Origin of the sequence: Bacillus sp. BS98, from assembly GCF_008432245.1 — a bacterium.
GTDB lineage: Bacteria > Bacillota > Bacilli > Bacillales > Bacillaceae_G > Bacillus_A > Bacillus_A toyonensis.
In genome coordinates, this window is record NZ_CP043830.1 from 85,001 (window position 1) to 87,500 (window position 2,500).

A 2,500-nucleotide genomic window follows, 5' to 3' on the forward strand; every position below is an offset into this window, starting at 1 on the left:
AATAGCTCACTAGTCGAGTGACTCTGCGCCGAAAATGTACCGGGGCTAAATACACCACCGAAGCTGCGAATTGATACCAATGGTATCAATGGTAGGGGAGCGTTCTAAGTGCAGTGAAGTCAGACCGGAAGGACTGGTGGAGCGCTTAGAAGTGAGAATGCCGGTATGAGTAGCGAAAGACGGGTGAGAATCCCGTCCACCGAATGCCTAAGGTTTCCTGAGGAAGGCTCGTCCGCTCAGGGTTAGTCAGGACCTAAGCCGAGGCCGACAGGCGTAGGCGATGGACAACAGGTTGATATTCCTGTACCACCTCTTTATCGTTTGAGCAATGGAGGGACGCAGAAGGATAGAAGAAGCGTGCGATTGGTTGTGCACGTCCAAGCAGTTAGGCTGATAAGTAGGCAAATCCGCTTATCGTGAAGGCTGAGCTGTGATGGGGAAGCTCCTTATGGAGCGAAGTCTTTGATTCCCCGCTGCCAAGAAAAGCTTCTAGCGAGATAAAAGGTGCCTGTACCGCAAACCGACACAGGTAGGCGAGGAGAGAATCCTAAGGTGTGCGAGAGAACTCTGGTTAAGGAACTCGGCAAAATGACCCCGTAACTTCGGGAGAAGGGGTGCTTTCTTAACGGAAAGCCGCAGTGAATAGGCCCAAGCGACTGTTTAGCAAAAACACAGGTCTCTGCGAAGCCGTAAGGCGAAGTATAGGGGCTGACACCTGCCCGGTGCTGGAAGGTTAAGGAGAGGGGTTAGCGTAAGCGAAGCTCTGAACTGAAGCCCCAGTAAACGGCGGCCGTAACTATAACGGTCCTAAGGTAGCGAAATTCCTTGTCGGGTAAGTTCCGACCCGCACGAAAGGTGTAACGATTTGGGCACTGTCTCAACCAGAGACTCGGTGAAATTATAGTACCTGTGAAGATGCAGGTTACCCGCGACAGGACGGAAAGACCCCGTGGAGCTTTACTGTAGCCTGATATTGAATTTTGGTACAGTTTGTACAGGATAGGCGGGAGCCATTGAAACCGGAGCGCTAGCTTCGGTGGAGGCGCTGGTGGGATACCGCCCTGACTGTATTGAAATTCTAACCTACGGGTCTTATCGACCCGGGAGACAGTGTCAGGTGGGCAGTTTGACTGGGGCGGTCGCCTCCTAAAGTGTAACGGAGGCGCCCAAAGGTTCCCTCAGAATGGTTGGAAATCATTCGTAGAGTGCAAAGGCATAAGGGAGCTTGACTGCGAGACCTACAAGTCGAGCAGGGACGAAAGTCGGGCTTAGTGATCCGGTGGTTCCGCATGGAAGGGCCATCGCTCAACGGATAAAAGCTACCCCGGGGATAACAGGCTTATCTCCCCCAAGAGTCCACATCGACGGGGAGGTTTGGCACCTCGATGTCGGCTCATCGCATCCTGGGGCTGTAGTCGGTCCCAAGGGTTGGGCTGTTCGCCCATTAAAGCGGTACGCGAGCTGGGTTCAGAACGTCGTGAGACAGTTCGGTCCCTATCCGTCGTGGGCGTAGGAAATTTGAGAGGAGCTGTCCTTAGTACGAGAGGACCGGGATGGACGCACCGCTGGTGTACCAGTTGTTCTGCCAAGGGCATAGCTGGGTAGCTATGTGCGGAAGGGATAAGTGCTGAAAGCATCTAAGCATGAAGCCCCCCTCAAGATGAGATTTCCCATAGCGTAAGCTAGTAAGATCCCTGAAAGATGATCAGGTTGATAGGTTCGAGGTGGAAGCATGGTGACATGTGGAGCTGACGAATACTAATAGATCGAGGACTTAACCATATAATATGAAGCAATGTTATCTAGTTTTGAAAGAATATAAAAAACTTGTTGACTTTAAAAGTTAAATAAGTTACAATAATTCTTGTCTTAAATGAATACAGTCTGGTAATGATGGCAGAGAGGTCACACCCGTTCCCATACCGAACACGGAAGTTAAGCTCTCTAGCGCCGATGGTAGTTGGGACCTTGTCCCTGTGAGAGTAGGACGTTGCCAGGCAAATGGAGGATTAGCTCAGCTGGGAGAGCACCTGCCTTACAAGCAGGGGGTCGGCGGTTCGATCCCGTCATCCTCCACCATTTAGCCGACTTAGCTCAATTGGTAGAGCAACTGACTTGTAATCAGTAGGTTGGGGGTTCAAGTCCTCTAGTCGGCACCAGTTTTTAATTGTACGAGCCATTAGCTCAGTTGGTAGAGCATCTGACTTTTAATCAGAGGGTCGAAGGTTCGAATCCTTCATGGCTCACCATTTTTAATAAAATATGCGGGTGTGGCGGAATTGGCAGACGCACTAGACTTAGGATCTAGCGCCTTTGGCGTGGGGGTTCGACTCCCTTCACCCGCACTTTTAATAAAATATCTCATAACATGTCTTGCGGAAGTAGTTCAGTGGTAGAATACAACCTTGCCAAGGTTGGGGTCGCGGGTTCGAATCCCGTCTTCCGCTCCAATTTTCAATATGACATGCCGGGGTGGCGGAACAGGCAGACGCACAGGACT

At 51.1% G+C, this 2,500-nt stretch carries 6 tRNA genes and 2 rRNA genes (2 of these 8 cut by a window edge); all 8 read left to right on the forward strand.

The annotated features are described in order from the left end of the window. A 23S ribosomal RNA gene (locus F0362_RS00450) occupies nucleotides 1-1,782 on the forward strand (it extends 1,140 nt beyond the left edge of the window). 101 nt (nucleotides 1,783-1,883) lie between these two features. After that, nucleotides 1,884-1,999 (forward strand): 5S ribosomal RNA (rrf, locus tag F0362_RS00455). Nucleotides 2,000-2,003: 4 nt separating this feature from the next. Continuing rightward, nucleotides 2,004-2,079, forward strand: a tRNA-Val gene (locus F0362_RS00460). 4 nt (nucleotides 2,080-2,083) lie between these two features. Continuing rightward, nucleotides 2,084-2,159: transfer RNA gene (locus F0362_RS00465), tRNA-Thr, on the forward strand. Between the two features lie 14 nt (nucleotides 2,160-2,173). Then, nucleotides 2,174-2,249, forward strand: a tRNA-Lys gene (locus F0362_RS00470). A gap of 15 nt (nucleotides 2,250-2,264) precedes the next feature. Next, a tRNA-Leu gene (locus tag F0362_RS00475) sits at nucleotides 2,265-2,345 on the forward strand. A 30-nt stretch (nucleotides 2,346-2,375) separates the two neighbouring features. After that, nucleotides 2,376-2,450 (forward strand) — tRNA-Gly (locus F0362_RS00480). A gap of 16 nt (nucleotides 2,451-2,466) precedes the next feature. Next, nucleotides 2,467-2,500, forward strand: a tRNA-Leu gene (locus tag F0362_RS00485); it runs 55 nt beyond the window's last position.